The following is a 25,498-nucleotide window of genomic DNA, read 5'->3' on the forward strand; positions in this document are numbered from 1 at the left end:
TGCTGCGCTCTCCCAATAACCGTCGCTTTCCGCTCCGTCAAGTCCCGAATCCTCGGAGCGTGACCCTGTTGCCGGATTCCGGCCTACTTGAAGTGCGGGCCTCACCGGATACCCCCCACGAACACGAGGCACCGGGGCGTGAAAAGCGTCGTTCACTTCATGAGGAGAGCCATGATCCGCAACATCCGCAAGCAGAACCGAGTCCGCGGCAACCGTGCTCTGGCCCTGGCGACGATCACCGCTTCGGCCGCCATCGTCGGCGGCGTCGTGATCCCGGCCGGCGCGGCACTCGCGGCCCCGATGCCGGATTCCGCGGTGGTCGCCTCCGTGCCGGGCAAGGGAAGCCACCACAAGAACCTTTGCACGGACAAGAAGTGGCACAAGAAGCACTCCAGGGACTCCAGGTACTCCTGCTGGTACCAGAACCAGCAGTTCTTCTGGGACAAGCAGCACAAGGCCTTCTTCGTGGAGAAGGACGACAAGCCGCGCTTCCTCGCCCCGAGCCTGAACAACATCAACTTCTTCCAGACCGTCAACATCACGAACAACCAGACCAACAACATCACCAACAACGGAATCATCAACGGCGGCATCAACATCAACAACGGCAACCAGTTCAAGGACGAGAAGGGAATCGAGAAGCTGGCGGACCAGAAGAAGAAGGAAGAGGAGCAGAAGAAGCAGGAGGAGCAGCAGAAGAAGGCCGACGAGCAGAAGAAGCAGGAGGACGACCAGCAGAAGAAGGACGACCAGCAGAAGAAGGACGACCAGCAGAAGCAGCACGACGACGAGCAGAAGAAGGCCGACGAGCAGAAGCAGCAGGAGGACGAGCAGAAGAAGGCCGACGAGCAGAAGCAGCAGGAGGACGACGAGCAGAAGAAGGCCGACGAGCAGAAGCAGCAGGAGGACGAGCAGAAGAAGGCCGACGAGCAGAAGCAGCAGGACGAGCAGAAGAAGCAGCAGGACGAGCAGAAGAAGCAGGAGGACCAGCAGAAGAAGGACGACGAGCAGCAGAAGCAGGACGAGCAGCAGAAGCAGGAGGACCAGCAGAAGCAGGATCAGCAGGACCCGGCCCAGGACAAGGCCGACCAGCCGGCTGACCAGCCCGCCGACGCGCCGGCCGATCAGAACGCTGACCAGCCCGCCGACCAGAACGCCGACGCGCCGGCCGACCAGAACGCCGACGCGCCCGCTGACCAGAACGCTGACCAGCCTGCGGACCAGCCGGCCGATCAGAACGCTGACCAGCCCGCCGACGCGCCGGCCGACCAGAATGCCGACCAGCCGGCGGACCAGAACGCTGACCAGCCTGCCGACGCCCCTGCCGACGCCCCTGCCGACGCGCCGGCCGACCAGAACGCCGGCCAGCCCGCCGACCAGCCGGCTGCGGACGCCGGGGCCGGCGACACCGGGGCCGGCGCCGCCGGCGAGTGATCCGCCACGTGGTTCCCCGTGGGGTGAAGGTCTTCCCGGCCTTCACCCCACGGGCATGCTCACGGCCGGTTCCCCGTCAGCCGTGCCGCCGACGCGATGGTGGCGCGGGCCTCGCGTTCGGTCAGCCCCGTGTCGCGGGCCGCGGCCACGAGCGGGGCGACGAGGGCGGGCCCGATGCCGTTCTCGTAGGCCCGGCAAGCCGCCCAGAACAGGCGGGTGTTGCGCTGCCCCTCGTGCGCGGCGAGGACGAACTGGACGAGCCCCTGCCCGTGGCCGCCCGTCGGCGGATGGGCGGGATGCGGCGCGCGGGGCGGGGGGAGCAGCAGGCGGAGCAGGGACGGCGGGCAGGGGGCCGGGGCCAGGTGGGCGGTGCCGGGCGCGGCGGTGTAGACGCCGTGGTCGGTACGGGAGCCGGGGCCCACGAGATAGCCGCCGGCGCCCCGGATGTCGATGCCGGGGGCGAGCCGGCCGGCCGAGTTCGGTACGACGGTGTCCGGCGGGCCGGCCAGCCACAGGTGCCGTCCTCCGCTCGGGGTGAGGACGACGACCGTCTCCGGGATCGTGAACAGGTGGCGCAGGGCCAGCTCGCGCAGGGCGGCCGAGGAGTCCGTGCCGGACTTGGTGTCCAGGTCGACGCCGATCAGGTGGTACGGGGGGAGCCCGCAGGCGATGCCGTAGCCGGTGGCCCAGGGCGCCGCGGCGAAGAGTTCGCGGATGCGGACCGGATCGGTGGAGGCGTCGTACACACCGTGGCCGAAGCGTCCGCACTCGCCGTGGCAGGGGCGTCCGGCCGGCCCCGGGCCCGGGTCCGGGCCGGCGCGGTGCGGGGAGCGCAGGGCCGGGAGCTTCGTCCGGGACAGGGGGATGACGGCCAGACCGCGTTCGGCGGCTGACAGGGCATGTGCGAGGGCCAGCGTCCTGGCCTGCCGGTCGGTGGTGGCCATGGATCCATGTTCGTACGTACGTTCGAAAAAGGGAAGGGTGGCCCGGTGTGACGCGCCGGTGCGGGCGGGAATGGCCGGAACGGCGCCGAAACGATTCCTCCCTTGTGTCGCTTGGCGAGGCGGGTGCGTGTGTCCGGGCGTCTCCGGTGCCGAAGTGACCAAAGGGGGCGACAGGGGTTTGGCGACTTGTCATCACGCTTGCGTGCTAATCGGTGCTTCCGAGGGGGTTCGTCGGGGATTCGGTGGGCAACTCTGGTGGCGCGACGTCGTCCACGACTGTCAAGGCGGTCGGCCAACTGCCCTGACACCACCCACGGTTCACGAACTCCCGGCCCTCGGGTCGCTGAGTGCTTGGTTCTGGAGGAACACATGGCACGTATCCGTACCGCTCGCGTTCTCGCCGCCGTCTCCGCTCTCCCGCTCGCAGCCGCCCTCTTCGCCGGTGTCGCGTCGGCGGACAACGGCGCCATCGCGGACGACGGATCGAACGCGGGCGTGGCGTCCGTCCTCGGCAGCGGGGTCGTCGGCGACAACACCGGCAACTCGTCCACCACGAACCAGAACGCGGTCGGCTCCGGAGCCTCGAACCAGAGCAACACCGCGCAGGTCGACGGCTCCGCGTTCACGGCCGTCCAGCAGGGCAACAACAACGTCCACGTCGACTTCGTCAACCTGTGGTGATCCCACGGCGAGGGCCCTCGTGACGAGGGTGCTCGCGGGGTGTGCTTCAAGGTCGCAACACGTCTGCGCGGCGGTGCCTCGGCGCCGCCGCGTCGGCGTTCCCCCGGACGGGGGCGGACCGGCCCCGGACCGGAAGGCGGGCCGTCCGGGACGCGTGCGGTCCGGAAGGTGAGCCGTCCGGGACGCGTGCGGTTTCGGGAACGCGTGGTCCGGAGAGCGCGGGGCCCGGCGGTGACCTTGACACTCCCGGTGATCTGACGGACAGTCAGATACCGTTCCCGAGGTCAGGGGGTGGCGGTGCGCGAGGAGCGGACGCGCGACGAACTGGGCGCGCGGCTCAAGGAGTACGAGGGGCGGCCGGCGGCCGTCTCCGGGGCCGGGAAGGACCCGGTGAACGCGCCGATGATCCGGCACTGGTGCGAGGCGCTGGGCGACACCCACCCCGCCTACACCGGCCCGGACGCCATCGCCCCGCCCACCATGCTCCAGGTCTGGACGATGGGCGGCCTCAGCGGCCACCAGGGCCGCACCGGGGCGTACGACGAACTCCTCGGCCTGCTGGACGCGGCGGGCTGCACCGCGGTGGTGGCGACCGACTGCGAGCAGGAGTACCTGCGGCCCCTGCGGCCGGGCGACGAGATCGTGTTCGACACGGTCATCGAGGAGGTCTCCGGCCGCAAGACGACGAAGCTCGGCACGGGCTACTTCGTCACGACCCGGACGGAGGTCCGGGTGGACGGCGAGCCGGCCGGCATCCACCGCTTCCGCATCCTCAAGTACGCCCCCGCCGCCCGGGCGCCCCGGGCGCGCCGCCCCCGCCCGGTGGTCAACCGGGACAACGCGGGCTTCTGGCAGGGCGTGGCCGGACACCGGCTGCTCATCCAGCGCTGCACGGACTGCGGCACCCTGCGCCACCCGTGGCTGCCGGGCTGCAACGCCTGCGGAAGCCTCGAGTGGGACACGGTGGAGGCGAGCGGCGAGGGCACGGTCCACTCGTACGTCGTGCTGCACCACCCGCCGTTCCCCGCCTTCGACCCCCCGTACGCGGTGGGCCTGATCGAACTCGCCGAGGGCGTGCGGATGGTGAGCAACGTGGTGGGGGTGCCGTACGACAGGGTGCGCATCGGGCTGCCGGTGCGGCTGGAGTTCCGGGCGTACGACGAGGAGCTGACGCTGCCGGTGTTCCGGGTGGTGCAGCGATGAGGGCCGGGGACCGGCTGGCGCCGCTGGAGGTCCCGGTGACCCGCACCCTGATCGTGGCGGGCGCCATCGCCTCCCGCGACTACCAGGACGTGCACCACGATCCGGAGCTGGCCCGGCAGAAGGGCGCGCCGGACGTCTTCATGAACATCCTGACCACGAACGGCCTGGTCGGCCGGTACGTCACCGATCACTTCGGCCCGATGGCGGTGCTCCGCAAGGTCGCCATCAGGCTGGGGGCGCCCAACCACCCGGGGGACACCATGGTGCTGACCGGCAGCGTCGAGGAGGTCCACGGCGACACGGCCGTGGTCCGGGTCGTCGGGGCCAACGGCCTCGGCACCCATGTGACGGGCACGGTGACGGTCACGGTCCCGGAGGCCGGCCGATGAGCCTGCGCCGCCGCGACACCCTCGGCGGGCGCGCGGCGATCGCCGGCATCGGGGCCACCGAGTTCTCCAAGGACTCCGGCCGCAGCGAGCTGCGCCTCGCGGTGGAGGCGGTACGGGCCGCGCTCGACGACGCGGGGCTCACACCGGCCGACGTGGACGGGCTGGTCACCTTCACCATGGACACCAGCCCGGAGATCACCGTGGCCCAGGCCTGCGGAATGGGCGAGCTGTCCTTCTTCTCCCGGGTGCACTACGGCGGCGGGGCGGCCTGTGCCACCGTCCAGCAGGCGGCGCTCGCGGTGGCGACGGGCGTGGCCGAGGTGGTCGTCTGCTACCGGGCGTTCAACGAGCGGTCGGGCCGCCGGTTCGGCGCGGGGGTGCAACACCGGGAGCCGTCGGCGGAGGGCGCGGCGCTCGGCTGGGTGCTCCCGTTCGGGCTGCTCACCCCGGCCTCCTGGGTGGCGATGGCGGCCCGGCGCTATCTGCACGCCCACGGCCTGACGCCGGAGGCCTTCGGGCACGTGGCCGTGGTGGACCGGGCGTACGCGGCGACCAACCCGGCCGCGTACTTCCACGGCCGCCCGATCACCCTCGCCGACCATGCCGCGTCCCGCTGGATCGCCGAGCCGCTGCGGCTGCTGGACTGCTGCCAGGAGACCGACGGCGGACAGGCGGTCGTCGTCACCTCCGTGGAGCGGGCCCGGGACCTGCCGCACCCGCCCGCCGTGATCGCGGCGGCGGCCCAGGGCGCGGGCCGGGCCCAGGAGCAGATGACCGGCTTCCACCGGGACGATCTGACCGGCCTGCCGGAGATGGGCGCGGTGGCCCGCCAGCTGTGGCGCACCTGCGGTCTCGGCCCGGACGGCATCGACGTGGGGATCCTCTACGACCACTTCACCCCGTTCGTGCTGATGCAGCTGGAGGAGTTCGGGTTCTGCGGCAGGGGCGAGGCGGCGGACTTCGTGGCCGAGCGGAGGCTGCCGCTGAACACCCACGGGGGCCAGCTCGGGGAGGCGTACCTGCACGGCATGAACGGCATCGCCGAGGCGGTCCGCCAGTTGCGGGGCACGGCCGTGAACCAGGTCCCGGGCGCGTCCCGCACCCTGGTGACGGCCGGCACCGGCGTGCCGACGTCCGGCCTGGTCCTGACGGCGGACGGCTGACCTCCCCGGGGCCGCCCCCCGTGCCCCTCAGGGTCGTACCCCCAGACGGGACGAGCCCGTGCTCCACCTTCAGGAGGTGCAGCCAGCCCCACCCCTACAACCTGAGGGGGACTCCGCTTCGGGACCTGCGGCCGATCCCGGGCGGTGGGTCCCGCTCCTAGCGTGGAGCCATGACCACACCCGTCTGCACCAGCGCCTCGGCCGCCGCCGCACCCGCGCGGCAGACCCGCACCCACTACCCCTCGTTCGCGTCCTACGTGCGGGCCCGCCAGCAGGTCCTGCTGCGCACCGCCCGCTCCCTGACCGCGAACCCCAGCGATGCCGAGGACCTGCTGCAGACCGCGCTCGCCAAGACCTACGTGGCCTGGGAGCGCATCGAGGACCAGGGCGCGCTCGACGGCTATGTGCGCCGGGCGCTGCTGAACACCCGGACCTCGCAGTGGCGCAAGCGCAGAGTGGACGAGTTCGCCTGCGACGAACTGCCCGAGCCGGAGCCCGCGCCCGGCCACGACGACCCGGCCGAGCGGCAGGCGCTGCACGACGCGATGTGGCGGGCGGTCCTGCGGCTGCCGGCGCGCCAGCGGGCGATGGTCGTCCTGCGGTACTACGAGGACCTCAGCGAGGCCCAGACCGCCGAGGTGCTCGGCGTGTCCGTGGGCACGGTGAAGTCGGCCGTGTCGCGCGCGCTGGGCAAGCTGCGCGAGGACCCCGAGCTGGTGCCGGCCCGCTAGCCGGGGCTCCGGCCGGCCACGGTTCGGCGAGGGCTCCGGCAGGGCTCGGCGAGGGCTCCGGCAGGCGCCGGCAGGGCTCCGGCCAGGGTTCCCGTCACCTCAGTGACGTACCCCCTAGTGACATACCGCGTGGTATGTGCGCAGAATCAGCGCACCCCTACCCCCCCGTAGGACCACCGCGAAGGCAATGTCGCCCGGGAGGACGCCGTGCTGGCCACCATGCAGGACGTACCGCTGCTGATCTCCAGGATCCTGACCCACGGGTCGACGGTCCACGGCTCGTCGCAGGTGACCACCTGGACGGGGGAGCCCGAACCGCACCGGCGCAGCTTCGTCGAGATCGGGACCCGCGCCGCCCAGCTGGCGCACGCCCTGCGGGACGAGCTGGGAGTGAGCGGCGACGACCGGGTGGCCACCCTCATGTGGAACAACGCCGAGCACGTCGAGGCGTACTTCGCGATCCCCTCCATGGGCGCCGTCCTGCACACGCTGAACCTGCGGCTGCCCGCCGAGCAGCTGGTGTGGATCGTGGGCCACGCGGCCGACAAGGTCGTCATCGTCGACGGCTCCCTCGTCCCGCTGCTCGCGCCGCTGCTGCCGCAGCTGCCGACGGTCGAGCACATCGTCGTCTCCGGACCCGGCGACCGCGCACCGCTGGCGGGCGCCGGCGCCCGGGTGCACGAGTACGAGGAGCTGATCGCGGGCCGGCCCACCCACTACGACTGGCCCGAGCTGGACGAACGCCAGGCCGCCGCCATGTGCTACACCTCCGGCACCACCGGCGACCCCAAGGGCGTGGTGTACAGCCACCGTTCCGTCTACCTGCACTCGATGCAGGTCAACATGACCCAGTCCATGGGCCTGACCGACCAGGACACCTCGCTCGTCGTCGTACCGCAGTTCCACGTCAACGCCTGGGGGCTGCCGCACGCCACCTTCATGACCGGCGTCAACATGCTGATGCCGGACCGCTTCCTCCAGCCGGCCCCGCTCGCCGAGATGATCGAGCGCGAGCGGCCCACCCACGCCGCGGCCGTCCCGACCATCTGGCAGGGCCTGCTCGGCGAACTCCGGGCGCGGCCGCGTGACGTCTCCTCCCTCACCCAGGTCACCATCGGCGGCGCGGCCTGCCCGCCCTCGCTGATGGCGGCCTTCGACGAGCTGGGCATGCGGGTCTGTCACGCCTGGGGCATGACGGAGACCTCCCCGCTGGGCACGGTGGCCCGCCCGCCGGCCCACGCCGTCGGCACCGACGAGGAGTTCTCCTACCGCGTCACCCAGGGCCGCTTCCCCGCCTCCGTCGAGGCCCGGCTCACCGGACCCGACGGGGAGCACCTGCCCTGGGACGGCGAGTCGGCGGGTGAACTGGAGGTGCGCGGCCCGTGGATCGCGGGCGCCTACTACAACGGCCCGGACGCCGAACCGCTGCGCCCCGCGGACAAGTTCAGCGCGGACGGCTGGCTGCGGACCGGTGACGTCGGCACCATCTCCCCCGAGGGCTTCCTCACCCTCACCGACCGCGCCAAGGACGTCATCAAGTCCGGCGGCGAGTGGATCTCCTCGGTCGAGCTGGAGAACGCGCTGATGTCCCACCCGGACGTCGCCGAGGCCGCCGTGGTCGCCGTACCGGACGAGAAGTGGGGGGAGCGCCCGCTGGCCACGGTCGTGCTGCGGCCCGGCGCCACCGCCGACTTCGAGACCCTGCGTACCTTCCTCGCCGAGGAGGGCCGCATCGCCAAGTGGCAGCTGCCCGAGCGGTGGACGGTCATCGAGTCGGTCCCGAAGACCAGCGTGGGCAAGTTCGACAAGAAGGTGCTGCGCCGGGAGTACGCGGAGGGCCGGCTGGACGTCACCCGCCTCTGACGGCCCCCCGCCGGCACCGCCGTCCGCCCCGCACCGTCGTCGTCCACCCCAGCACCAGCCACACCCCCGCCACCGCGCACACCCCGCCCCAGCCCCAGTGGCCGAAGGCGGGGCCGGCGACGGCCGAGGCGAGGGCGCCGCCGGCGAAGCCGGAGACGACGTAGGCCGTGTTGGCGGTGGCCGGGGCGGACGTCGTGGTCAGCGCCAGGGTCTGGTTGGCGACGTGGGAGGCGACCAGGGCCGCGTGGATCGCGACCGCGGCGGCGAACAGCGCCGGCAGCACCTGCCCGCCGAGCCAGAACAGCGGTACGGCGACGGCGGCCAGCACATACGCGGCGCCGACGACCTTCGCCGCGCCGAACCGGTCCACCAGTCCGCCCGCCAGCGGCGCCACCGCGCTGGCGGTCAGCCCGAAGAGGCCGAAGAGGCCGGCGGTCGCGGTGGACAGGCCGTAGCCCGGCCCGGTCAGCAGCAGCGCCAGGGAGGTCCACAGGGCGCTCCACGCGCCGAACATCCCCGCCTGCCGCACGCACGCCCGCCACAGGTCGGGCGAGCGGCGCAGCAGCCCCGGCAGCTCGGCGATGCCGGAGAACAGCCCGCCCCGCCGCTCCCGCCGCTCGGCCGGCAGGGCCAGCGCGGTGGCCAGCCCCAGGGCGAGGGTCAGCACCGCGGACCCGGCGAACACCCAGCGCCAGCCGAAGGCCTGCCCGGCGAGACCGCCGACGACCCGGGCCGCGACGATGCCCGTGAACAGCCCGGCGATGACGGCCGCGACATGCCGGGCGCGCCGGTCGGCCGGGGCGCGCGCGGCGACCAGCGGCACGAGCAGCTGCGGTACGACGGTGGCCGCGGCGGCGACGAACACGGCGGCGGCGAGGGCCGCGGTGCCCGGGGCGACGGCCGCGACGAGCAGCGCCGCCGTGGTGGCCACGGAGAGCCAGCCGACGAGCCGGCGGCGGTCGACGCGGTCGCCGAGCGGGGCGAAGAAGAGCAGGCCGGCCGCGTAGCCGAGCTGGGCGACCGAGGCGATCCAGGCGACGGCCGCGGGGATGGTGCCGAAGTCGTGGGCGATCAGGGGCAGCAGCGGGGCCGCGAGATAGATGTTGGCGGCCGTGACGGCGGTGCAGACGGCTATGAGCAGGAGGAACAGGGAGCCGGAGGCGGACCGCGCGCGGGCGGCGGACCGGACCGCGGGCGTCTGGGGGGTGCGGGTGGCTGACGGCATGAGCGGGAGGTACTCCTTAGAGCCGACTCACACAACTAACTGGTTGGTTGCAATTTGGGGAACAGCCTGCACCGCGCCGGCATTCCTCATCAACCAAATAGTTGGTTACCACCCGGAGCGCGGCCTACGCTGTTCCCATGGCAGCAGTGAGGGACCCCGAGGCCACCAAGGCCCGCATCTTCGACGCGGCGGTCGCCGAGTTCGCCCGGCACGGCATCGCGGGCGCCCGCATCGACCGCATCGCCGCCTCGGCCAAGGCCAACAAGCAGCTGATCTACGCCTACTTCGGCAACAAGGCGGAGCTGTTCGGCAAGGTCCTCGCCAAGGCCATGCTCGACCTGGCCGCCGCGGTCCCCGTCGACCCGGACGACATCGAGGGCTGGATCGACCGCCTCATGGACTACCACGAGGCCCACCCGGAGGTGGTGCGCCTGCTCTTCTGGGAGGGCCTGGAGTACGGCGCCACCACCGAGCTGCCCGACGAGGCCGAACGCCAGGAGCACTACCGCCGGAAGGTCGCGACCCTCCAGGACGGCCAGGACCGCGGTGTGGTCACCGACGCCCTCCCGGCCCGCGACCTGCTGTTCCTGCTGATCGCCGTGGCCAACTGGGCGTCGGTCGTCCCGCAGATGAAGCGCATACTGGTGGGCGCGGAGCCCGCCGACCGCGACCGCCTGCGCGCCTCGGTGAAGGAGGCGGCGCGCAGGCTGGTCGCCCGCTAGGGCCTCTCTTCCGGCTCCGGCCGGGGCTCTTCCGGATCTCGCCGGGGCCGGCCGTCGGGCACCGCCGCCCGCGGCCGGCCCGATCCGGGGGAGAAGCCCCTCCTAGTTCGTGCCGATCCGGGCCAGCAGGTCCACGATCCTGCTCTGCACCTCACCGCTGGTGGACCGCTCGGCGAGGAACAGCACCGTCTCGCCCGAGGCCAGCCGCGGCAGGTCGGCCTGGTCGACGGCGGCCGTGTAGACGACCAGCGGCGTGCGGTTGAGCTGCCCGTTCGCGCGCAGCCAGTCCACGATCCCGGCCCGCCGGCGGTGCACCTGCATCAGGTCCATCACCACCAGGTTCGGCCGGAACTGCCCCGCCAGCGTCACCGCGTCGTTGTCGTTCGCGGCCCGCGCCACCTGCATCCCGCGCCGCTCCAGCGTCGCGGTCAGCGCCAGCGCGATCTCCGCGTGCTCCTCGATGAGCAGCACCCGCGGCGGGTGCTGCTCGCTGTCCCGCGGCGCCAGCGCCTTCAGCAGTACGGCGGGGTCGGCGCCGTACGCCGCCTCGCGCGTCGCCTGCCCCAGCCCGGCCGTGACCAGCACCGGCACCTCGGCGGCCACCGCGGCCTGGCGCAGCGACTGCAGCGCCGTCCGCGTGATCGGCCCGGTCAGCGGGTCCACGAACAGCGCGGCGGGGAAGGCCGCGATCTGCGCGTCGACCTCCTCGCGCGAGTGCACGATCACCGGCCGGTAGCCACGGTCGCTGAGCGCCTGCTGCGTCGTCACGTCCGGCGCGGGCCACACCAGCAGCCGGCGCGGGTTGTCCAGCGGCTCCGGGGGCAGCTCGTCGTCCATCGGCTGCGGAAGCGGCGTGTCCGCCACCTCCACGGCCCCACCGGGACCGTCGAGCGGCTCCGGCCCCTCGGCGGCGTCGGGCTCCGGGGCGCCTATGGCGTACGACCGCCCGGCCCCCTCGGTACCGGCGGCCGGCCGGGACTGCCCGCCGAGCGAGGGCTGCGGCACGGCCGCCGCGCCGGGCACGGGGGTGGTCTGTGCGACGGACGGCTGTGCGGCCGGCGACGGCTGTCCGGGCAGTGACGGCTGTCCGGGTGCCGGTTCGGCCTGCGGGTGCGGCCGGGCCGCCTGGTCCGGCCGCGGTTCCGGGCGGGTGGCCGGGTCGGGGGGCGTGCCCAGCTTGCGCCGCCGGCCGGAACCGCCCGGCGCGTGCGGCGGCGGAGTCGCCGTCGGCTGCTGCACCTGGGCGGCCTGCCGCGCGAACGGCACGCCCTGCCCGAGCGTACGGACGCTGATCGCCCGCCCCTGCGTCGAGTCCGGGTCGACCGGCACACCGCCCGCGGCCTCCGCGGGCAACGGCATCGCGGCCCGGGGAGAGCTGCCGGGCGTGGGAGTACCGGCCGCCGGAGCCGGGGTGGCCGCGGCACCGGCGGCCTCACCGGCACCGGGCCACTGCTGCGGGGCACCGGCCGCCTGGCCGCCGGCGGGAGGCACCTGCCCGGCCCCGGCCTCGGCCGGCAACGGAAGCGCACCGGGGGGCGGCACGGCGGTACCGGCGGGCGGGGTGCCCGGCTGGACGGCGGCCGGGGGCTGGGGCGCCTGGGCGGGTACGGCCGGCGGCTGCGGTGCCTGGGCGGATGCGGCCGGCGGCTGCTGGGCCGGTGGGGTGGGCGCGGGCTGCGCCACCGTGCCGTGCGGGGGCGTGGCGTGCGGGGCCTGCGCGGGTGCGGCCTGGGCGGCGGGTGCGGCCGGAGCGGGCGCCGGCGTGGTCTGCGCGGGTGCGGTCTGGGCGGGAACCGCGGGGTGGGCCACCGCCGCCTGCTGGTCCGCGGCGCCGGGCTGGGCACCGGGAACCGTCGGCCGGCCCGGGGCGGCCGGCTGTCCCACCGGTGGTACGGGACCGGCGGCCCGGACGGGGACGCCCTGCCCGGCCGCACCCGGCGCCGCGACACCGTGCGGCGCCGGGCCGGGAACCGGGGGTACGGCCGTGGCCTGCGGGGCCTGGCCGGGCGCGGCCGGTGCCGGAAGGGGCTGCGGCGCAGGGTGCGCGGGCGCGGTGCCCGGTGCCACCGGCTGGGCCACGGCCCGGCGCCGGCGGCCGGTCGGGGCACTGGTGGGATGCGGCTGCGGCGGGGTGTGGTCCTCGGCCTGGTCGAGCGGTACGGCGTCGTGCCGGCCCTCGTCACCCGGGACGGCCGCCACGGACACGGGCATCTGAGCGGGCACCTGCACCTGGCCGGGCATCTGACCGGGTGCCTGCACCTGGCCGGGCATCTGAGCGGGCGCCTGCCCCTGACCGGGCACCGGGGCCGTACCGGCCTGCGGTGAGCCGTCGGCAACGACCGGGTTTCCGGCGCCGGGAGCCACGGGAGCCATGGGAGCCACCGGGCCCCCGGCGTCCGGCGCCACGGGCGCGCTCGCACCCGGCGCCACCGGCACGGCCGCACCCATGGCGGGGGCCGCGGGGGCCGCGGGGGCCGCGGGGTCCGGGGACCGGTCGGCCTCGGCCGGCGGCAGGGCGAAGACCGTACGCGCACCGCCCGCCTCCTGGGCCGCGGCCCGCTCGGCCGCGGCGGCCAGCGCCCGACGACGCCGTCCGGTCGGCTGCGCGCCCTCGGCCGAGGACGCCTCGCCGGCCTGCGGGGGAACCACCGAGGCACCCTCGCCCGGAACGGCCTGCGCGCCCGGAACGGCCTGCGCGCCCGGAACGGCCTGCGCGCCCGGAACGGCCTGCGCACCCGCTGCCGGGAGTGCCGGCGGCAGTGCGGCCTGCGGGGCGTCGGCGGCGCGGCGGGCACGCCGGCCGGTCGGCGTGGGCACGCCCTGCGGCGGCACGGTGCCACCGAGCCCGGTGTTCGAGGCGGCGGCCCCCACGCCCTGCTCGGCCGAGGTCACCACGGCACCCTCGGCCACACCCTCGCCCTCGGCCGTCTCCGCACCGGCACCGGCGTTGTCGGCGGGCCGGCCGCGGCGCCGTCCGGTCCCGCCGGACCCGGCCTCCGCGCCCTCGGCCTCGGCCGCGGCACCCGCCTCGACGGGCGCGGCGGCACGCCGTCGGCGCCGCCCGGTCGGTACGGGGGCCTCCGCCTCACCGGCGTCAGCCGCGCCGGCCACGTCACTCTCCAGGAAGGCGTCCGTAGAGGCCCGCCGGCCCCGCCGCCGACCGCCACCCTGCCCCGCGGCCGTACCGGAGTCGTCCCCCGCGGCCTCACCGGTGTCGGCGACCTGCACGGCGGCGCCGGCCGGGGCACCGGCGACCGCGCCCGCCCCGCCGCCGAGCGGCACTTCGAGGACGTACGCGCTGCCGCTCATGCCCGGCACCTCGTGCGTCTGCAGCACACCGCCGTGGGCGCGCACGATCCCGCGCACGATCGGCTCGTGCACCGGGTCGCCGCCGGAGTACGGCCCGCGCACCTCGATGCGCGCGACCTCACCGCGCTGCGCCGCGGCCACGACGACGGTGTTGTCCAGGTAACCGCCCGCCGAGACGGGCGTGTTGCCGGTGGCGTCGACCCCGGCGACGTCCGCCACGAGATGCGCGAGCGCGGTGGCGAGCCGCTGCGGGTCGACCTCGGCCTCGATGGGCGGCGCGTGGACGGCGAACTGCACCCGCCCCGGCCCGATCAGCTCGACGGCCCCGTCCACACCGGCGGCGACGACGGCGTCCAGCATCACCTTCGTACGGGTGATGTCCTCGCTGCCCGCGTCCAGCCGCTGGTAGCCCAGGACGTTGTCGATGAGGGTCGTGATGCGGGAGTAGCCGGCCGAGAGGTGGTGGAGCACCTGGTTGGCCTCGGGCCACAGCTGCCCCGCGTCGTCGGCGGCGAGCGCGGACAGCTCGCGGCGCAGCTCGTCCAGCGGCCCGCGCAGCGACTCGCCGAGCAGCGTCAGCAGCTGCTCGTGCCGCCCGGCGAGGGCCTCGTAGCGGTCCTTCTCCCGCTCGCCGAGCGCGGCGTACCGCTCCTCGCCGGCCGCCAGCTCCTCCGCGTGCTTCTCGCGCAGCTCCTCGACCTCGGTGACGTGCTGCTGGCGCAGCGCGGTCAGGTCGGAGGCGTGCTCCTCGGAGAGCCGTTCCAGCTCCTCGGCGTGCGCCTTCTCCAGCGCGGCCTTCTCCTCGACCAGGGCGTCGTACGGCCGCCGGTCGGTGAAGGTCATCACGGCGCCGACGAGCTGGTCCCCGTCGCGCACCGGCGCCGTGGTCAGATCCACCGGCACCTGCTGGTCGCCCTTGGACCACAGCACCTGCCCGCGCACCCGGTGCTTGCGCCCGGAGCGCAGGGTGTCGGCGAGCGGCGACTCCTCGTACGGGAAGGGCGAGCCGTCGGCGCGGGAGTGCAGCACCAGCGTGTGCAGCTCCTTGCCGCCCAGCTCACCGGCCCGGTACCCCAGTATCTGGGCGGCGGCCGGATTGACGAGGACGATCCGCCCGTCGGTGTCGGTGCCCACGACACCTTCCGCGGCCGCCCGCAGGATCATCTCGGTCTGCCGCTGCGAGCGGGCCAGCTCCGCCTCGGTGTCGACGGTCCCGGACAGGTCCCGGACGACGATCATCAGCAGCTCGTCGCCGGTGTAGCCGTAACCGTCGTAGGCCTGCTGGCCGTTCTCCAGGTTCGCGCTGGTGACCTCGACCGGGAACTCGCTCCCGTCGGTCCGCCGGGCGACCATCCGGGTCGGCTTGGTCCGTCCCGTGGGGTCCATGTGATCGGGCCGCCGCATGGACCCGGGGATCAGCCGGGAGTCGAACTCGGGCAGCAGATCGAGCAGCCCGCGCCCCACGAGAGCCGTACCAGGCGCCTCGAAGGCCTCCAGCGCGATGGTGTTGGCGTTGACGACGGTTCCGTTGGCGTTGACCAGGACCAACGCGTCCGGCAGCGCGTCGAGTATGGCTGCGAGGCGAGCAGCGCCTCGGGATGGCCTGCTGCTCACGAGACGCCTTCCTCCCTGTTACCGCACCTTGCCGACCGCTCGGGCCATCTTGCCAACCGGCCCGCGACGTGTCACGCGAGGGAGTCTAAGGGCATGGGTTGCGCTCGCGGCGCCGGATGAGGGGGAGGTCCCACGACGAAGTGACGGCGAACGCATGACCGCATGCTCCGGCTCCCCGAGACCTCCCCCGGACCTTTACGGAACCAATGCGTCCGCCCGGGCGCGATTCCCTCGCCCGATCGCCCCGCCCGATCGCCCCGCCAGGTTCCCTCACCTGACCGTCTCGCGCGGCTCCCTACGCGGACGCCCCCATATCCGGCAGCAGCGGCACCATCCGGTCCCACCGCCCGATCTCGCAGCCGTTCCCCCGGTCGTACGACGCGTCGACCGGGCGTCCGGCCCAGGTCCCGGTGACCCGGGCGGTGGCCGGGCCGCCGTAGAGCATGGTGCAGGTGCTGCCGGGGGGCACCGGCGCGAAGGGGTCCCGCCCCCAGCGCGTCTGCGCGTCGAGCGCCCGGCAGGCCCCGGCGGCGTCCGGATGCCGGCCGGCGCTGGGGTGGCAGGACACCCGGTACGTCCCGTCCCGCCCCGCACCGGCGTGCCGGACCACGACGGTGAGGTGATCCCCCTGGTCCTCGGGCCGCACGGGCGGCGGCAGGGCGCCCGCAGCGGCGGCGGGTACGGCGGTGAGCGGGGCGAGGGACGCGACGGCGCACAGGGACGCCAGCAGAAGGCGCCGTCCGGCGCCCGGCAGCACAGAGACCATGCCCGGTCCAACGCGGATCCGGCGGAGACGTTGCGCCCAACCCCTCCCTCGGCCCTCCCTCGGCCGTCCCTCGTCCTTCGCGCCGGCTCCCGCCGGTCTCCGCCGGACCCCTCCGGCTCCCGCCGGTCCCCTCCGGCTCCCGCCCGCTGCCTCCCTGCTCCCCTGGCGTTCCCCGGCCGCCCGCCTGCCCCTCTCCTGCTCCTCCTGCCCTCTCCCCTCGCGACCCTGCCGCCCCTCTCGCCCCTCTTGCCCCTCTCGCCCCGCCGGGCGAAGCCCTTTGCCCTGCGGGGCGAGTGCCTAGTACCGTGGGGGGCGATTGGTGACGCGGTGCTCGACTGTGTCATCATCTGCACGCACCACTCGCGCGCTCGCGTGAGCGGTTGTGCTGGAGGCGTCGCCTAGTCCGGTCTATGGCGCCGCACTGCTAATGCGGTTTGGGCCTTAAAGCCCATCGAGGGTTCAAATCCCTCCGCCTCCGCCCCGATCCCGAAGCCCCGGTCCCCAGGACCGGGGCTTCGGCGTTCCCCGGCTTCGGGTGCCCTGACCGAGTGCTCTGGACGTTTTCGCAGGTCACAAGGGGTGTACGGATCGGATTTCACATGACGGCGGCAGTCATGTAATGTTCTTCCTGTCGCCGCGAGCGGGCCGAAAGGACCGGGAGCGGGGGCGAAACAAAAGAACAAGCACTCGTAGCTTAACGGATAGAGCATCTGACTACGGATCAGAAGGTTGCAGGTTCGAATCCTGCCGAGTGCACACGGACAAGAGGCCCCGGAGAAATCCGGGGCCTCTTGCGTTTCGGGGGCGTCACCAGTGACCTACCCACCGCTCGTACACCGCACAGGCAGACAACTTCCCTCCTGCGCTCACGACTTGCGGCCCCGCACGCCGGGGCCTCTCCGGCGGAGGAACAGGTCTGTCCATGTCCGCCGTCCGGCGGCGGGCGAGGCGGCGGTTCGACGTCGAGGTGGCGAGGCGACCCGGGCAGCCGCTGTTCCGAGCGCGGACAGGAGCGTCGCCGCATGCCGGCGGACGACCACGATGACCAGCTGGTGACCTGAGCCGGAGACGTGCCTCGGACGGTGGCCGTCCGAGTGCGAAAAATCCGCTGATCGATCGGTGAAGGGTCGTTTCGCGTCGAATGTCGGAGGGGACCCGCACCGCACGCCGCCGGAGTGCCGAAGCGCCGCCGACGCAGGCCGGCGGCGGAACCACCGTTCCGCCTGATCCGGGTGAGCGGCCCGCAGAGGCGTGCCGGAGCCACGGGCCCCGTCACAGCGGTTTCCGAGAGCCAGGCTCTTTGCGCCGTCTCGTCATCGCCGTGCCGCGGTCATGCCGCGACACCGAGAGAAGTCATCATGAAGGCAGCGGTATACGAAGGACCGCGATCGGTCACCGTGAAGAACGTGCCGGACGCGAAGATCGAGCACCCCTGCGACATCATCGTCAAGATCACCACGACCAACATCTGTGGTTCGGACCTGCACATGTACGAGGGCCGTACCTCGTTCGAGTCCGGCCGCACCCTGGGACACGAGAACCTGGGCCAGGTCGTGGAGGTCGGCCCGGCCGTCCGCAAGGTCCAGGTGGGCGAGTACGTGGTGCTGCCCTTCAACATCGCCTGCGGCTTCTGCAAGCAGTGCGAGCGGGGGCTGACCAACTACTGCCTGACCATGCAGCCGGAACCCGACCTCGCCGGAGCCGCCTACGGATTCGCCGACATGGGCCCCTACCAGGGCGGCCAGGCGGAGCTGCTGCGCGTGCCCTACGGCGACTTCAACGCGCTGCGTCTGGGCGAGGACGCCGCCGAGCGGCAGACCGACTACGTGATGCTCGCCGACATCTTCCCCACCGGCTATCACGCCACCGAGATGGCCCACGTCAAGCCGGGCGACCAGACCATCGTCTTCGGTGCCGGTCCGGTCGGGCTGATGGCGACCTACTCCGCCCTCCTCAAGGGGGCCGGCCGCGTCTGGACGGCCGACCACCAGCCCGACCGGCTGCGCAAGGCGGAGGAGATCGGGGCCATCCCGATCAACACCGCCGAACAGAACCCGGCGGAGGTCGTCAAGGAGGCCACCCTCGGTCTGGGTGCCGACAACGGCTGCGAATGCGTCGGCTACCAGGCACACGACCCCCAGGGACACGAGGACGCCAGCCTCACGCTCAACGGCCTGATCGACTCGGTCAGGTTCACCGGTGACATCGGCGTGGTGGGCGTCTTCCTGCCCCAGGACCCCGGCGGCGCGGAGGCCCAGGGCGAGCTGGAGGCCCAGGGCAAGGTCCCGATCGACTTCGGCCTGATGTGGTTCAAGGGCCAGCGGATGGGGACCGGGCAGGCACCGGTGAAGAAGTACAACCGGGCGCTGCGGGACCTGATCGCCGGCGGGAAGGCCAAGCCGAGCTTCGTCGTCTCCCACGAACTCGGCCTGGACGAGGCCCCCACCGCCTACGAGCACTTCGACGCCCGTGACGAGGGCTGGACCAAGGTCGTCCTGCACCCCGACGGACACGGCAACGGCCACAAGCGGTAGGGAGCACAGGGCCGCCGCCCGCCTGCCCCCCAGGGCCGGGCCGGCCGACGAGCGGCGTCCGACCCCGGCTCCGGCCGGGGTCGGACGCACCTGTCAGCTGCGCTCCTGTCGTACCCGGCAGCGCCGGTCAACCGTGTCCGGCTCACCACTGCGACGCCGGTAGGCGACGGAAGCCGAGGATTGGTTGCGGTCCACGCGGAAACTCCGCCTTTGTCCGCTCTGTGCCGTTCACCTTCTCGCTGGAGTTCACCTTCTCGCTCAAGCGGCCCGCCTTCCGTTCACCTCACCGCACGTGGGGAGCACTCATGAAGACAGACCCCCGTTCCACCTCCCGCCTCCAGCACGATCCGCTCGTCCGGGGCCTCGGCTGGGCCAGCGCGCTCCTGGGCGTGCCGCAGGTCGTCGCCCCGGCGGGCTTCGCCCGGGCCCTGGGCGTGGGCGACGCCTTCCGGCACCGCTCGGCCACGACCGCCGTCGGGGTGCGCGAGCTGGCGGCGGCGACCGGGCTGCTGGGGCGGCCGCACCCCGCCTGGCTCTGGGGCCGCGTCGGCGGCGACCTCATGGACCTGACGATGCTGACCCGGGCCCTGAAGAACCACAACGGCCGCGGCCTCGGCCGCACCGTTGCCGCGACCGCCGCGGTCACCGCCCTCACGGCCACGGACGTCTACGCGGCCGTGACCCGCACCCGTAGGAGCACCCCCATGGAACTGACCGCGACCACCACCGTCAGCCGGCCCCCGGACGAGGTCTACGCCCTCTGGAGGGACCTGGAGCGACTGCCGGACTTCATGGCGCACCTGGAGGAGGTGCGCGTCACCGGCCCGCGCACCAGTCACTGGCGGGCCGGCGCGCCGTTCGGCAAGGCGGTCGAATGGGACGCCGAGACCACGGAGGAAGTCGCCGGCCGGCTGATCGCCTGGCGGTCGGTGGACGGCGCCGACATCGACAACTCCGGCGAGGTCCACTTCGTCCCCGCCCCCGGCGGCCGGGGCACGGAGATCCGGGTGACCCTCCGCTACGACCTGCCCGGCGGGGCGCTGGGCAAGGCCGCGGCGCGCTACTTCGGCGAGGAACCGCACCAGCAGCTGGACGACGACCTGCGCCGCTTCAAGCAGATCGCGGAGACCGGCGAGGTCGTCCGCTCCGAGGGCGCCCCCGGCGGCAAGCGGGCCCGCGGCGAGTTCCCGCAGCACCCGGCCCGGCCGCTGACCGAGGACGAACTGAAGGAGGCCCTGGCATGAAGGCGAACTGCTGGACGGGACGCAACTCGGTCGAGGTGCAGGACGTCCCCGAACCCTCGATCCTGAACAGCCGCGACGCCATCGTGAAGATCACCTCGACGGCGATCTGCGGCTCCGACCTCCATCTGCTCGACGGCTACGTCCCCACCATGCAAAAGGGCGACATCATGGGCCACGAGTTCATGGGAGAGGTCGTCGAGGTCGGCCCCGGCATCACCGACGGCCGACTGCGTGTCGGGGACCGGGTCGTCGTGCCCTTCCCCATCGCCTGCGGCGCCTGCGCGTCCTGCCGCGCGGAGCTGTACTCGTGCTGCGAGAACACCAACCCCAACGCCGGCATCTCGGAGAAGTTCTTCGGTCACCCCACTGCCGGCATCTACGGCTACTCCCACCTCACCGGCGGCTTCGCCGGCGGCCAGGCCGAGTACGCCCGTGTGGTGCTCGCCGACGCCAACGCCCTGAAGATCGAGTCGGACCTCACCGACGAGCAGGTGCTGTTCCTGTCCGACATCCTGCCGACCGGGTACATGGGCGCCGACATGTGCGACATCCAGGAAGGTGACGTCGTCGCCGTCTGGGGCGCCGGTCCGGTCGGCCAGTTCGCCATGGACAGCGCCCGCGTCCTGGGTGCGGAGAAGGTCATCGCGATCGACAAGGAGACCTACCGGCTCGACATGGCCGCCGCCCAGGGCTACACCACCATCGACTTCGAGGACACCGACGTACGGTCCGCCCTGCTCGAACTCACCGGCGGCCGGGGCCCCGACAAGTGCATCGACGCGGTCGGGATGGAGGCCACCCACGGCGCCTCCCACGTCCACCTCTACGACCGCGCCAAGCAGGCGGTCCGCTCCGAGACCGACCGGCCACACGCCCTGCGCCAGGCCATCCTGTCCTGCCGCAGCGGCGGCGTGGTGTCGGTCATCGGCGTCTACGGCGGACTGATCGACAAGTTCCCGGCGGGTGCCTGGATGAACAGGTCCCTGACCCTGCGCACCGGGCAGTGCCACGTGCACACGTACATGAAGCCGCTGCTGGGCCTGATCGAGCAGGGCAAGATCGACCCCACCCGGATCATCACCCACCGGCTGCCCCTGACCGAGGCGCCGACCGGCTACGACCTGTTCAAGAACAAGAAGGACCACTGCGAGAAGGTCGTCCTCAAGCCGTGAGGGGCCCGCGCCTTGCTCGTTTCGAGGGCGTACGGGGTGAGGCGTACGGGGCGATGGGAATCGGTGGGCACGGGCGGTGGGCACGGGCCGCGTTCGGTGTGGCGTGTCAGGGAGCCGGGCCGAGTACCTCGTCGGCGCTGCGCGGCTCTGCTCGTGCCTGCTGGTTGAGCTTGTGGCGTGCGATGGAGGAGTGACGGTAGACCTCTTTGCGGGCCCGCATGATGTTGCCGAGGGGGGCGTGCTCGGCGGTGACCCTCCAGGGGGTGAAGGACAGTGAGTCCATCGTCGCCAGGTTCTCCGGGCCGGAGATGTCCTGCTGCGGGAGCCGCAGCCTGGCCACGGTGACGGACGGCGACAGCCGCTCGGGCCACTCCACGGTGGTGTCCTCCACCGGCATGCGTTCCAGGTCGGTGCAGAGCTGGACCTGGATGTCGAAGGCGTAGGGCCGCTCCTGCAGCTCGGCCTGGAGGGCCGGCCGGAAGACCTCCCGCGCGGAGGAGGGGTCGATGACGCGCCGGACCACCGCGGCGGCACAGTCGCGGTCGGGCGTGATGCGCACCTTGGCGATGTAGTCGCCGTGCCGGACCGCGCCCATCGTCCAGTAGGTCGACAGGAGCACGTTCAGCGGAGGGGTCTTCGACAGGCGGAGGAAGGCCAGGAACTCGTCCCATGCCCAGTCGTCCTGGTCCAGCGTCGCCTTGCCGGTCACGAACTCCGTGTAGAAGCGGTGCGCGCCGCGCCGGCCCTGGGAGAAGTAGGACGGCGCGTCCAGGAACAGTTCCTGGATGAAGAGGTAGTGCTCGACCGTGTTGCAGAAGAAGACCGGCCCGTTGATGTTGGCGTAGTCGAAGGTGCCCGTGTCCGGTTCGTCTTCCAGCAGGGTCGGGCCGGGGATGTCGAACATCTTCAGCGCCAGTCCGGTGGCGGCGCCCAGTCGAGCGTCGGCTCCGGCGTGCGGCGAGCCGTTGGAGAAGCGGATGAGTGCGTCGTGGGTCCCCGGCGTCGCGTAGATGCCCTGGGCGTACTCGGGGGGCAGCCCGTCCAGGATTTCCACCTCCCCGCGGACCAGTCCGTATCCCTTGGCGTGGGCGTCGCGCAGGGCCCGTCCCGTGCCACCGGCCCGGACGGACTCGGCGATGTACCTCTCGGTCCTCTCGATCACCGTCTGCACGTGCCGGTCGAAGTCCGGATCCTGCACCTCGACGTCAGGCGTGTAGGGGACGAACTGTGCTGCCATGACTTCGACCTCTCCTCGGACAGCGAGACCGGCCTTCGGGACGGGGTTCCCCTCAGTCCTCCAGTTCGGCGAGCCAGCGCAGGGCACGCAGCCCCGGTACGAAGCAGTACTCGCCGCCGCGGGTGACCACGAAGCTGGGCAGGTTCCGCAGGCGGCGCCGGACCGGCTTGCCGGGAATGGTGACGCTGCCGGTTCCGCCGTGGTGGCCGGCCACCGGGTCCTGCTCGCCGGGGTATCCGATGAAGTTGCCGTCGTTGACCCACTCGGACTTGATGAACTCGAACTGTCGTTCGATATGTGCTCCGATGAAGACACCCACCAGGCCCCGATCGGCGCCGTCGTCCTCCAGCACGCCCTCGGGCAGCGGCGGCCCGTAGGTGGTGCCGCGGCGGATGATCCGGTGCATCCGTGCGTTGCCGATGATGGTGGCATCACGGGGGTTGTTCCGGCGGATGTGTGCGCCGGCGGGGCACCGCAGGCCGCGGTCGTCGTGCTCCCGGTACAGGAAGTTGTTGACGCGGTCCGGGTCCGCGGCGAGCTCCGGGTCGTCGTGCTCCGGCGTCAGCGTCAGCGGCGCGCCGCTCGGCCAGCGTCCGACCATTTTGGCCGCCAGGAGTGCTTCCTCCTCGGCGCTGGAACTGTTGTCGCGCAGGTACCGGCGCCACGCCGCCACGTTCGTGTGGACCTTGCGGACGGCGACGTAGGTTCCGTTGCGTCCCAGCACGTCAGGGCTCGGCATGGGCGGCAGATTGCCGGTCTCGTCCGGATAGCCGAGGATGAACTCGCCCGCCTTGATGGGGGCCTCCTGCGGATTGGAGCCGGGCAGTCCGACACCCTCGATGTTCGGATGGCTGATGCCGTCCCGGAAGCCGAAGGTGGTGCGTCCGGTCGGAAGCTGGTGGACGTCCTGTTCCCAGATCACCTGGACGCCGGGGGTTCCCCGGTAGGCGGCCTGGGCCCGCCCCAGTTCACGGTTGAGCCGGCCCGCGTCCGAGGCGAGGGCGCTCAACGCGATGTGGACATCGCCCGACCCGAACGGTGCCTCCCAGTGGGCAGGGGCGTTCTCGCCCACGTCACCGATCAGTTCCGCCCGAGCGGCCATGCCCTCGCGGAACGCCTGCGGAAAACTGTCCAGCGACTCCTGGGGCACGCCCAGGGCCCTCAGTCCCTGATGGGTGAACGCCACGGCCACCCAGGCGTCCCGGCTCCGGTCCACGCTCGGCAGGCCGCCCGAGGTCAGGGGGAGCAGCCGCCGCAGCAGGGCACGCCCGGCGTGGCGGTCGTCGACGCGCAGGAAGATGAACTGTCCCTCGTAGGGAACGGGGCGCGGGCGCAGTGCCCCGCTCTGGACGTCCTCGATCTCGACGCGCACGCCGGCCGCGCTGCCGCTGTCTGCTGTGCTCATGTTCGTGTGGGCCTCCGCATGTCTGCCGTGCTCGTGTTCGTGCGGGCCTCCGCATCGGTTCGTGTCCGGCCGGTCCCGCAGAGGCCGGGGTACGTCCGCCGTCGCGGTGCACCGGCATGGGGCCGGTTCCGCGGGGCGGCTGTGTCCGGGGGCTAGGCCGAGGCCTCTTCCAGCAGTTTCTGGAAGGCGGGTGTGTTCACCAGCTCCGCGTTGGCCGGGTTCTCCAGAGCCGCGCGGAACTCGGGGGTGTCCAGAACCTCTTCGAACGCCTCCTCCACGCGGTGGTCCTTGTAGATCTGCTGCACGGTCAGGTCGGGGTAGGCGCTGACGAAGACATCCGCGGGCGCCTGGTGGGCGACGAACCAGTCCTTCGCCCCGGGATCCTTGACGCCGGGGAACCCCACGCTGTGCGAGAAGACCTTCTCGAAACGCTCCCCGACCACCGTCTTGGCGAAGTCGTCGATGTACGCGTCCCACGAGCCGTCGAAGACGCTGGCGAACATGAACCGGGTGTCGTTGTCGAAGATCACGTGCCGTGCGTCATGCAGGGTGCCGATCTGGCGCACCGCCGCATGGACCCGCTCGTCATCCGCGGCGTCGGCCATGTCGGCGAGGTCCTTGCGCAACGCGTCCGCATGGCCGGGCTTGATCTCGGTGAACACGGTGAACTCGCTGCAGACCCCGTCCGACCTGCCCGGGCGCTCGGGGTGAGCCGACTGGTTCGCTTGTGCCGTTGCAGTCATCGTGTGACTCCCTGCCGCGGATCGGGGTGAGGGTCACCACGCACCCGAAACCCAGGGCGCGCTCGCCCTCACCCGTCCATCCTCACCACGCACGGGCCGACCCGCATCCCGGCGCCGCTGGGGAGCGCGCCACAGGGGGAGGCAGGCCGATGCCGCCGTCCGTGTCCCGCGGAGTTCGCGAGGACAGACCGAGCCGGGCGCAGGAAGATGGGACGGGGCCGTGCGTGCCGAGCACGGCGCCGGCCTCTTCTCGGGCCGCCGTCTCCGCGCGGCTGTGAAGTCGTGGCGCAACCTTCCGCACCCGAGCCCCTCGCGCAGGGCAGGCGGCCGGGGCACTCGCCTCCCCCGCCGGACCACTGCTCAACGGGACCGCCACCCCGACCCCAGCTGGAGGAGGCAACCATGGGCGCAGTTCTGGGTGACGTGCTGGGTTTCGCGGCCGGTGTCGCGGTCAGCCCGCTTCCGGTCATCGCCGTCATCCTCGTCCTCGCCACGCCCCGGGGCCGTCTCAACGGAATCCTCTTCACCGTCGGCTGGATCCTCGGACTCTCGGCACTGGGTGCCGTGATGCTGGCGATCGCCTCCCCGGCGGGTGCCTCCGCGCACAAGCACCCGGCCACCTGGGTGGGGGCCCTCAAACTCGCTCTCGGCCTGGCCCTTCTCTTCTTCGGCGCCCGGCAGTGGCGGCGGCGCCCCAGGGATCCCTCGCAGGCGAAGCTGCCGAAGTGGATGGGCGCGATCGACCGCCTCACGCCGGTCAGGGTCTTCGGACTCGGAACGGCCCTGGCCGCGCTCAACGCCAAGAACGCCCCGCTGACCATCGCCGCCGGGGCCGCCATCGGTTCGGCCGGTCTTCCGGTCGGGCAGCAGATCGCAGCACTGGCGGTCTTCGTGGTGATCGCCACGCTCGGCCTGCTGGTCCCGCTCGGCGTCTTCCTCCTCGGCGGAGAACGGGCGAGGACCACGCTCGGAAACTGGAAGGACTGGGCAGCTCAGCACAACGTCGCCGTGATGGCCGTCCTGTTCTTCGTCCTCGGGCTGAAACTGCTCGGGGACGGCGTCTCCATCCTCACCTCCTGAATCCGCACCTCCCGACGGGCCCTGCCCGGCACCGCGCCT

Annotated in this window: 19 protein-coding genes and 2 tRNA genes; 14 read left to right on the forward strand and 7 right to left on the reverse strand. The window is 72.8% G+C overall.

All coding sequences use genetic code 11. The features are described 5' to 3' along the window. Positions 1–171 precede the first annotated feature (171 nt). The gene (locus tag IEZ20_RS10490) at positions 172–1,434 is read left to right on the forward strand and encodes a cell envelope integrity TolA family protein (RefSeq protein ID WP_189296771.1); all 1,263 of its coding nucleotides are present in this window, start codon (positions 172–174) and stop codon (positions 1,432–1,434) included. A 59-nt stretch (positions 1,435–1,493) separates the two neighbouring features. Here the strand turns inward: IEZ20_RS10490 and IEZ20_RS10495 are convergent, their stop codons facing one another. Next, positions 1,494–2,378, reverse strand: coding sequence for a bifunctional DNA primase/polymerase (locus tag IEZ20_RS10495; RefSeq protein ID WP_189296773.1), 885 nt, complete (start codon positions 2,376–2,378; stop codon positions 1,494–1,496). Positions 2,379–2,747: 369 nt separating this feature from the next. On the opposite strand from IEZ20_RS10495, the gene IEZ20_RS10500 reads away from it, so the two are divergent. The 6 genes from IEZ20_RS10500 to IEZ20_RS10525 all read left to right on the forward strand — a co-directional run bounded on the left by IEZ20_RS10500 (position 2,748) and on the right by IEZ20_RS10525 (position 8,408). After that, complete coding sequence (locus IEZ20_RS10500; protein ID WP_189296775.1) at positions 2,748–3,059, forward strand: hypothetical protein; 312 nt, start codon at positions 2,748–2,750, stop codon at positions 3,057–3,059. A gap of 291 nt (positions 3,060–3,350) precedes the next feature. Continuing rightward, complete coding sequence (locus IEZ20_RS10505; protein ID WP_229896004.1) at positions 3,351–4,262, forward strand: bifunctional MaoC family dehydratase N-terminal/OB-fold nucleic acid binding domain-containing protein; 912 nt, start codon at positions 3,351–3,353, stop codon at positions 4,260–4,262. Continuing rightward, positions 4,259–4,651 (forward strand): MaoC/PaaZ C-terminal domain-containing protein, encoded by a 393-nt coding sequence (locus tag IEZ20_RS10510; protein WP_189296777.1) that lies wholly within the window; start codon positions 4,259–4,261, stop codon positions 4,649–4,651. Before IEZ20_RS10505 ends, IEZ20_RS10510 begins: the two co-directional genes overlap by 4 nt. Next, complete coding sequence (locus IEZ20_RS10515; protein ID WP_189296779.1) at positions 4,648–5,814, forward strand: lipid-transfer protein; 1,167 nt, start codon at positions 4,648–4,650, stop codon at positions 5,812–5,814. Before IEZ20_RS10510 ends, IEZ20_RS10515 begins: the two co-directional genes overlap by 4 nt. Before the next feature lie 170 nt (positions 5,815–5,984). After that, positions 5,985–6,545, forward strand: coding sequence for a SigE family RNA polymerase sigma factor (locus IEZ20_RS10520; RefSeq protein ID WP_189296781.1), 561 nt, complete (start codon positions 5,985–5,987; stop codon positions 6,543–6,545). Positions 6,546–6,752: 207 nt separating this feature from the next. Further along, positions 6,753–8,408 carry a long-chain fatty acid--CoA ligase gene (locus IEZ20_RS10525; RefSeq protein ID WP_189296783.1) on the forward strand — a complete coding sequence of 552 codons (1,656 nt, stop codon included), beginning with the start codon at positions 6,753–6,755 and terminating at the stop codon, positions 8,406–8,408. On the opposite strand, the gene IEZ20_RS10530 is transcribed toward IEZ20_RS10525, so the two are convergent. Then, positions 8,395–9,633, reverse strand: coding sequence for an MFS transporter (locus IEZ20_RS10530; protein WP_189296785.1), 1,239 nt, complete (start codon positions 9,631–9,633; stop codon positions 8,395–8,397). The genes IEZ20_RS10525 and IEZ20_RS10530 overlap by 14 nt on opposite strands. Before the next feature lie 137 nt (positions 9,634–9,770). Between IEZ20_RS10530 and IEZ20_RS10535 the strand changes: the two genes are divergently transcribed. Next, positions 9,771–10,355, forward strand: a complete 585-nt coding sequence (locus tag IEZ20_RS10535) for a TetR/AcrR family transcriptional regulator (RefSeq protein ID WP_189296787.1) — start codon at positions 9,771–9,773, stop codon at positions 10,353–10,355. Between the two features lie 102 nt (positions 10,356–10,457). On the opposite strand, the gene IEZ20_RS10540 is transcribed toward IEZ20_RS10535, so the two are convergent. Next, positions 10,458–15,224, reverse strand: a complete 4,767-nt coding sequence (locus tag IEZ20_RS10540) for a hybrid sensor histidine kinase/response regulator (RefSeq protein WP_444545256.1) — start codon at positions 15,222–15,224, stop codon at positions 10,458–10,460. A 349-nt stretch (positions 15,225–15,573) separates the two neighbouring features. Next, a complete protein-coding gene (locus tag IEZ20_RS10545) occupies positions 15,574–16,044 on the reverse strand; it encodes an SSI family serine proteinase inhibitor (RefSeq protein WP_189296799.1) in 471 nt (156 codons plus the stop codon). A 387-nt stretch (positions 16,045–16,431) separates the two neighbouring features. Between IEZ20_RS10545 and IEZ20_RS10550 the strand changes: the two genes are divergently transcribed. The 5 genes from IEZ20_RS10550 (at position 16,432) to IEZ20_RS10570 (ending at position 20,994) form a co-directional block, all read left to right on the forward strand. Further along, positions 16,432–16,522: transfer RNA gene (locus IEZ20_RS10550), tRNA-Ser, on the forward strand. Positions 16,523–16,727: 205 nt separating this feature from the next. Then, positions 16,728–16,800: transfer RNA gene (locus IEZ20_RS10555), tRNA-Arg, on the forward strand. A 602-nt stretch (positions 16,801–17,402) separates the two neighbouring features. Then, a complete protein-coding gene (locus tag IEZ20_RS10560; protein ID WP_189296800.1) occupies positions 17,403–18,578 on the forward strand; it encodes a glutathione-independent formaldehyde dehydrogenase in 1,176 nt (391 codons plus the stop codon). Positions 18,579–18,883: 305 nt separating this feature from the next. Next, positions 18,884–19,822: an SRPBCC family protein gene (locus IEZ20_RS10565; protein WP_189296803.1), complete on the forward strand. Its 939-nt coding sequence runs from the start codon at positions 18,884–18,886 to the stop codon at positions 19,820–19,822. Then, a complete protein-coding gene (locus IEZ20_RS10570) occupies positions 19,819–20,994 on the forward strand; it encodes a zinc-dependent alcohol dehydrogenase (RefSeq protein ID WP_189296804.1) in 1,176 nt (391 codons plus the stop codon). Before IEZ20_RS10565 ends, IEZ20_RS10570 begins: the two co-directional genes overlap by 4 nt. Positions 20,995–21,100: 106 nt before the next feature. Here IEZ20_RS10570 and IEZ20_RS10575 read toward each other — a convergent pair whose 3' ends face one another. From IEZ20_RS10575 to IEZ20_RS10585, 3 genes are all read right to left on the reverse strand, one after another. Next, on the reverse strand, positions 21,101–22,231 hold the full coding sequence (locus IEZ20_RS10575; RefSeq protein WP_189296806.1) for a catalase family protein: 1,131 nt from the start codon (positions 22,229–22,231) through the stop codon (positions 21,101–21,103). Positions 22,232–22,283: 52 nt separating this feature from the next. Next, the gene (locus tag IEZ20_RS10580) at positions 22,284–23,636 is read right to left on the reverse strand and encodes a Dyp-type peroxidase (protein ID WP_189296808.1); all 1,353 of its coding nucleotides are present in this window, start codon (positions 23,634–23,636) and stop codon (positions 22,284–22,286) included. 152 nt (positions 23,637–23,788) lie between these two features. Beyond that, a complete protein-coding gene (locus IEZ20_RS10585) occupies positions 23,789–24,379 on the reverse strand; it encodes a hypothetical protein (protein ID WP_189296810.1) in 591 nt (196 codons plus the stop codon). 402 nt (positions 24,380–24,781) lie between these two features. Here IEZ20_RS10585 and IEZ20_RS10590 point away from each other — a divergent pair, with 402 nt between their 5' ends. Then, a complete protein-coding gene (locus IEZ20_RS10590; protein ID WP_189296812.1) occupies positions 24,782–25,459 on the forward strand; it encodes a GAP family protein in 678 nt (225 codons plus the stop codon). Positions 25,460–25,498 lie beyond the last annotated feature (39 nt).

Source organism: Streptomyces cinerochromogenes, from assembly GCF_014648635.1.
GTDB lineage: Bacteria > Actinomycetota > Actinomycetes > Streptomycetales > Streptomycetaceae > Streptomyces > Streptomyces cinerochromogenes.

Excerpts from the sequence above, each read along its gene's own strand:
- IEZ20_RS10535 (WP_189296787.1), top strand. The coding sequence starts at position 9,771 with ATGGCAGCAGTGAGGGACCCCGAGGCCACCAAGGCCCGCATCTTCGAC.
- IEZ20_RS10520 (WP_189296781.1), top strand. The coding sequence starts at position 5,985 with ATGACCACACCCGTCTGCACCAGCGCCTCGGCCGCCGCCGCACCCGCG.
- IEZ20_RS10580 (WP_189296808.1), bottom strand. The coding sequence starts at position 23,636 with ATGAGCACAGCAGACAGCGGCAGCGCGGCCGGCGTGCGCGTCGAGATC.
- IEZ20_RS10490 (WP_189296771.1), top strand. The coding sequence starts at position 172 with ATGATCCGCAACATCCGCAAGCAGAACCGAGTCCGCGGCAACCGTGCT.
- IEZ20_RS10495 (WP_189296773.1), bottom strand. The coding sequence starts at position 2,378 with ATGGCCACCACCGACCGGCAGGCCAGGACGCTGGCCCTCGCACATGCC.
- IEZ20_RS10575 (WP_189296806.1), bottom strand. The coding sequence starts at position 22,231 with ATGGCAGCACAGTTCGTCCCCTACACGCCTGACGTCGAGGTGCAGGAT.
- IEZ20_RS10565 (WP_189296803.1), top strand. The coding sequence starts at position 18,884 with ATGAAGACAGACCCCCGTTCCACCTCCCGCCTCCAGCACGATCCGCTC.
- IEZ20_RS10585 (WP_189296810.1), bottom strand. The coding sequence starts at position 24,379 with ATGACTGCAACGGCACAAGCGAACCAGTCGGCTCACCCCGAGCGCCCG.
- IEZ20_RS10560 (WP_189296800.1), top strand. The coding sequence starts at position 17,403 with ATGAAGGCAGCGGTATACGAAGGACCGCGATCGGTCACCGTGAAGAAC.
- IEZ20_RS10500 (WP_189296775.1), top strand. The coding sequence starts at position 2,748 with ATGGCACGTATCCGTACCGCTCGCGTTCTCGCCGCCGTCTCCGCTCTC.
- IEZ20_RS10570 (WP_189296804.1), top strand. The coding sequence starts at position 19,819 with ATGAAGGCGAACTGCTGGACGGGACGCAACTCGGTCGAGGTGCAGGAC.
- IEZ20_RS10510 (WP_189296777.1), top strand. The coding sequence starts at position 4,259 with ATGAGGGCCGGGGACCGGCTGGCGCCGCTGGAGGTCCCGGTGACCCGC.
- IEZ20_RS10590 (WP_189296812.1), top strand. The coding sequence starts at position 24,782 with ATGGGCGCAGTTCTGGGTGACGTGCTGGGTTTCGCGGCCGGTGTCGCG.
- IEZ20_RS10545 (WP_189296799.1), bottom strand. The coding sequence starts at position 16,044 with ATGGTCTCTGTGCTGCCGGGCGCCGGACGGCGCCTTCTGCTGGCGTCC.
- IEZ20_RS10515 (WP_189296779.1), top strand. The coding sequence starts at position 4,648 with ATGAGCCTGCGCCGCCGCGACACCCTCGGCGGGCGCGCGGCGATCGCC.
- IEZ20_RS10530 (WP_189296785.1), bottom strand. The coding sequence starts at position 9,633 with ATGCCGTCAGCCACCCGCACCCCCCAGACGCCCGCGGTCCGGTCCGCC.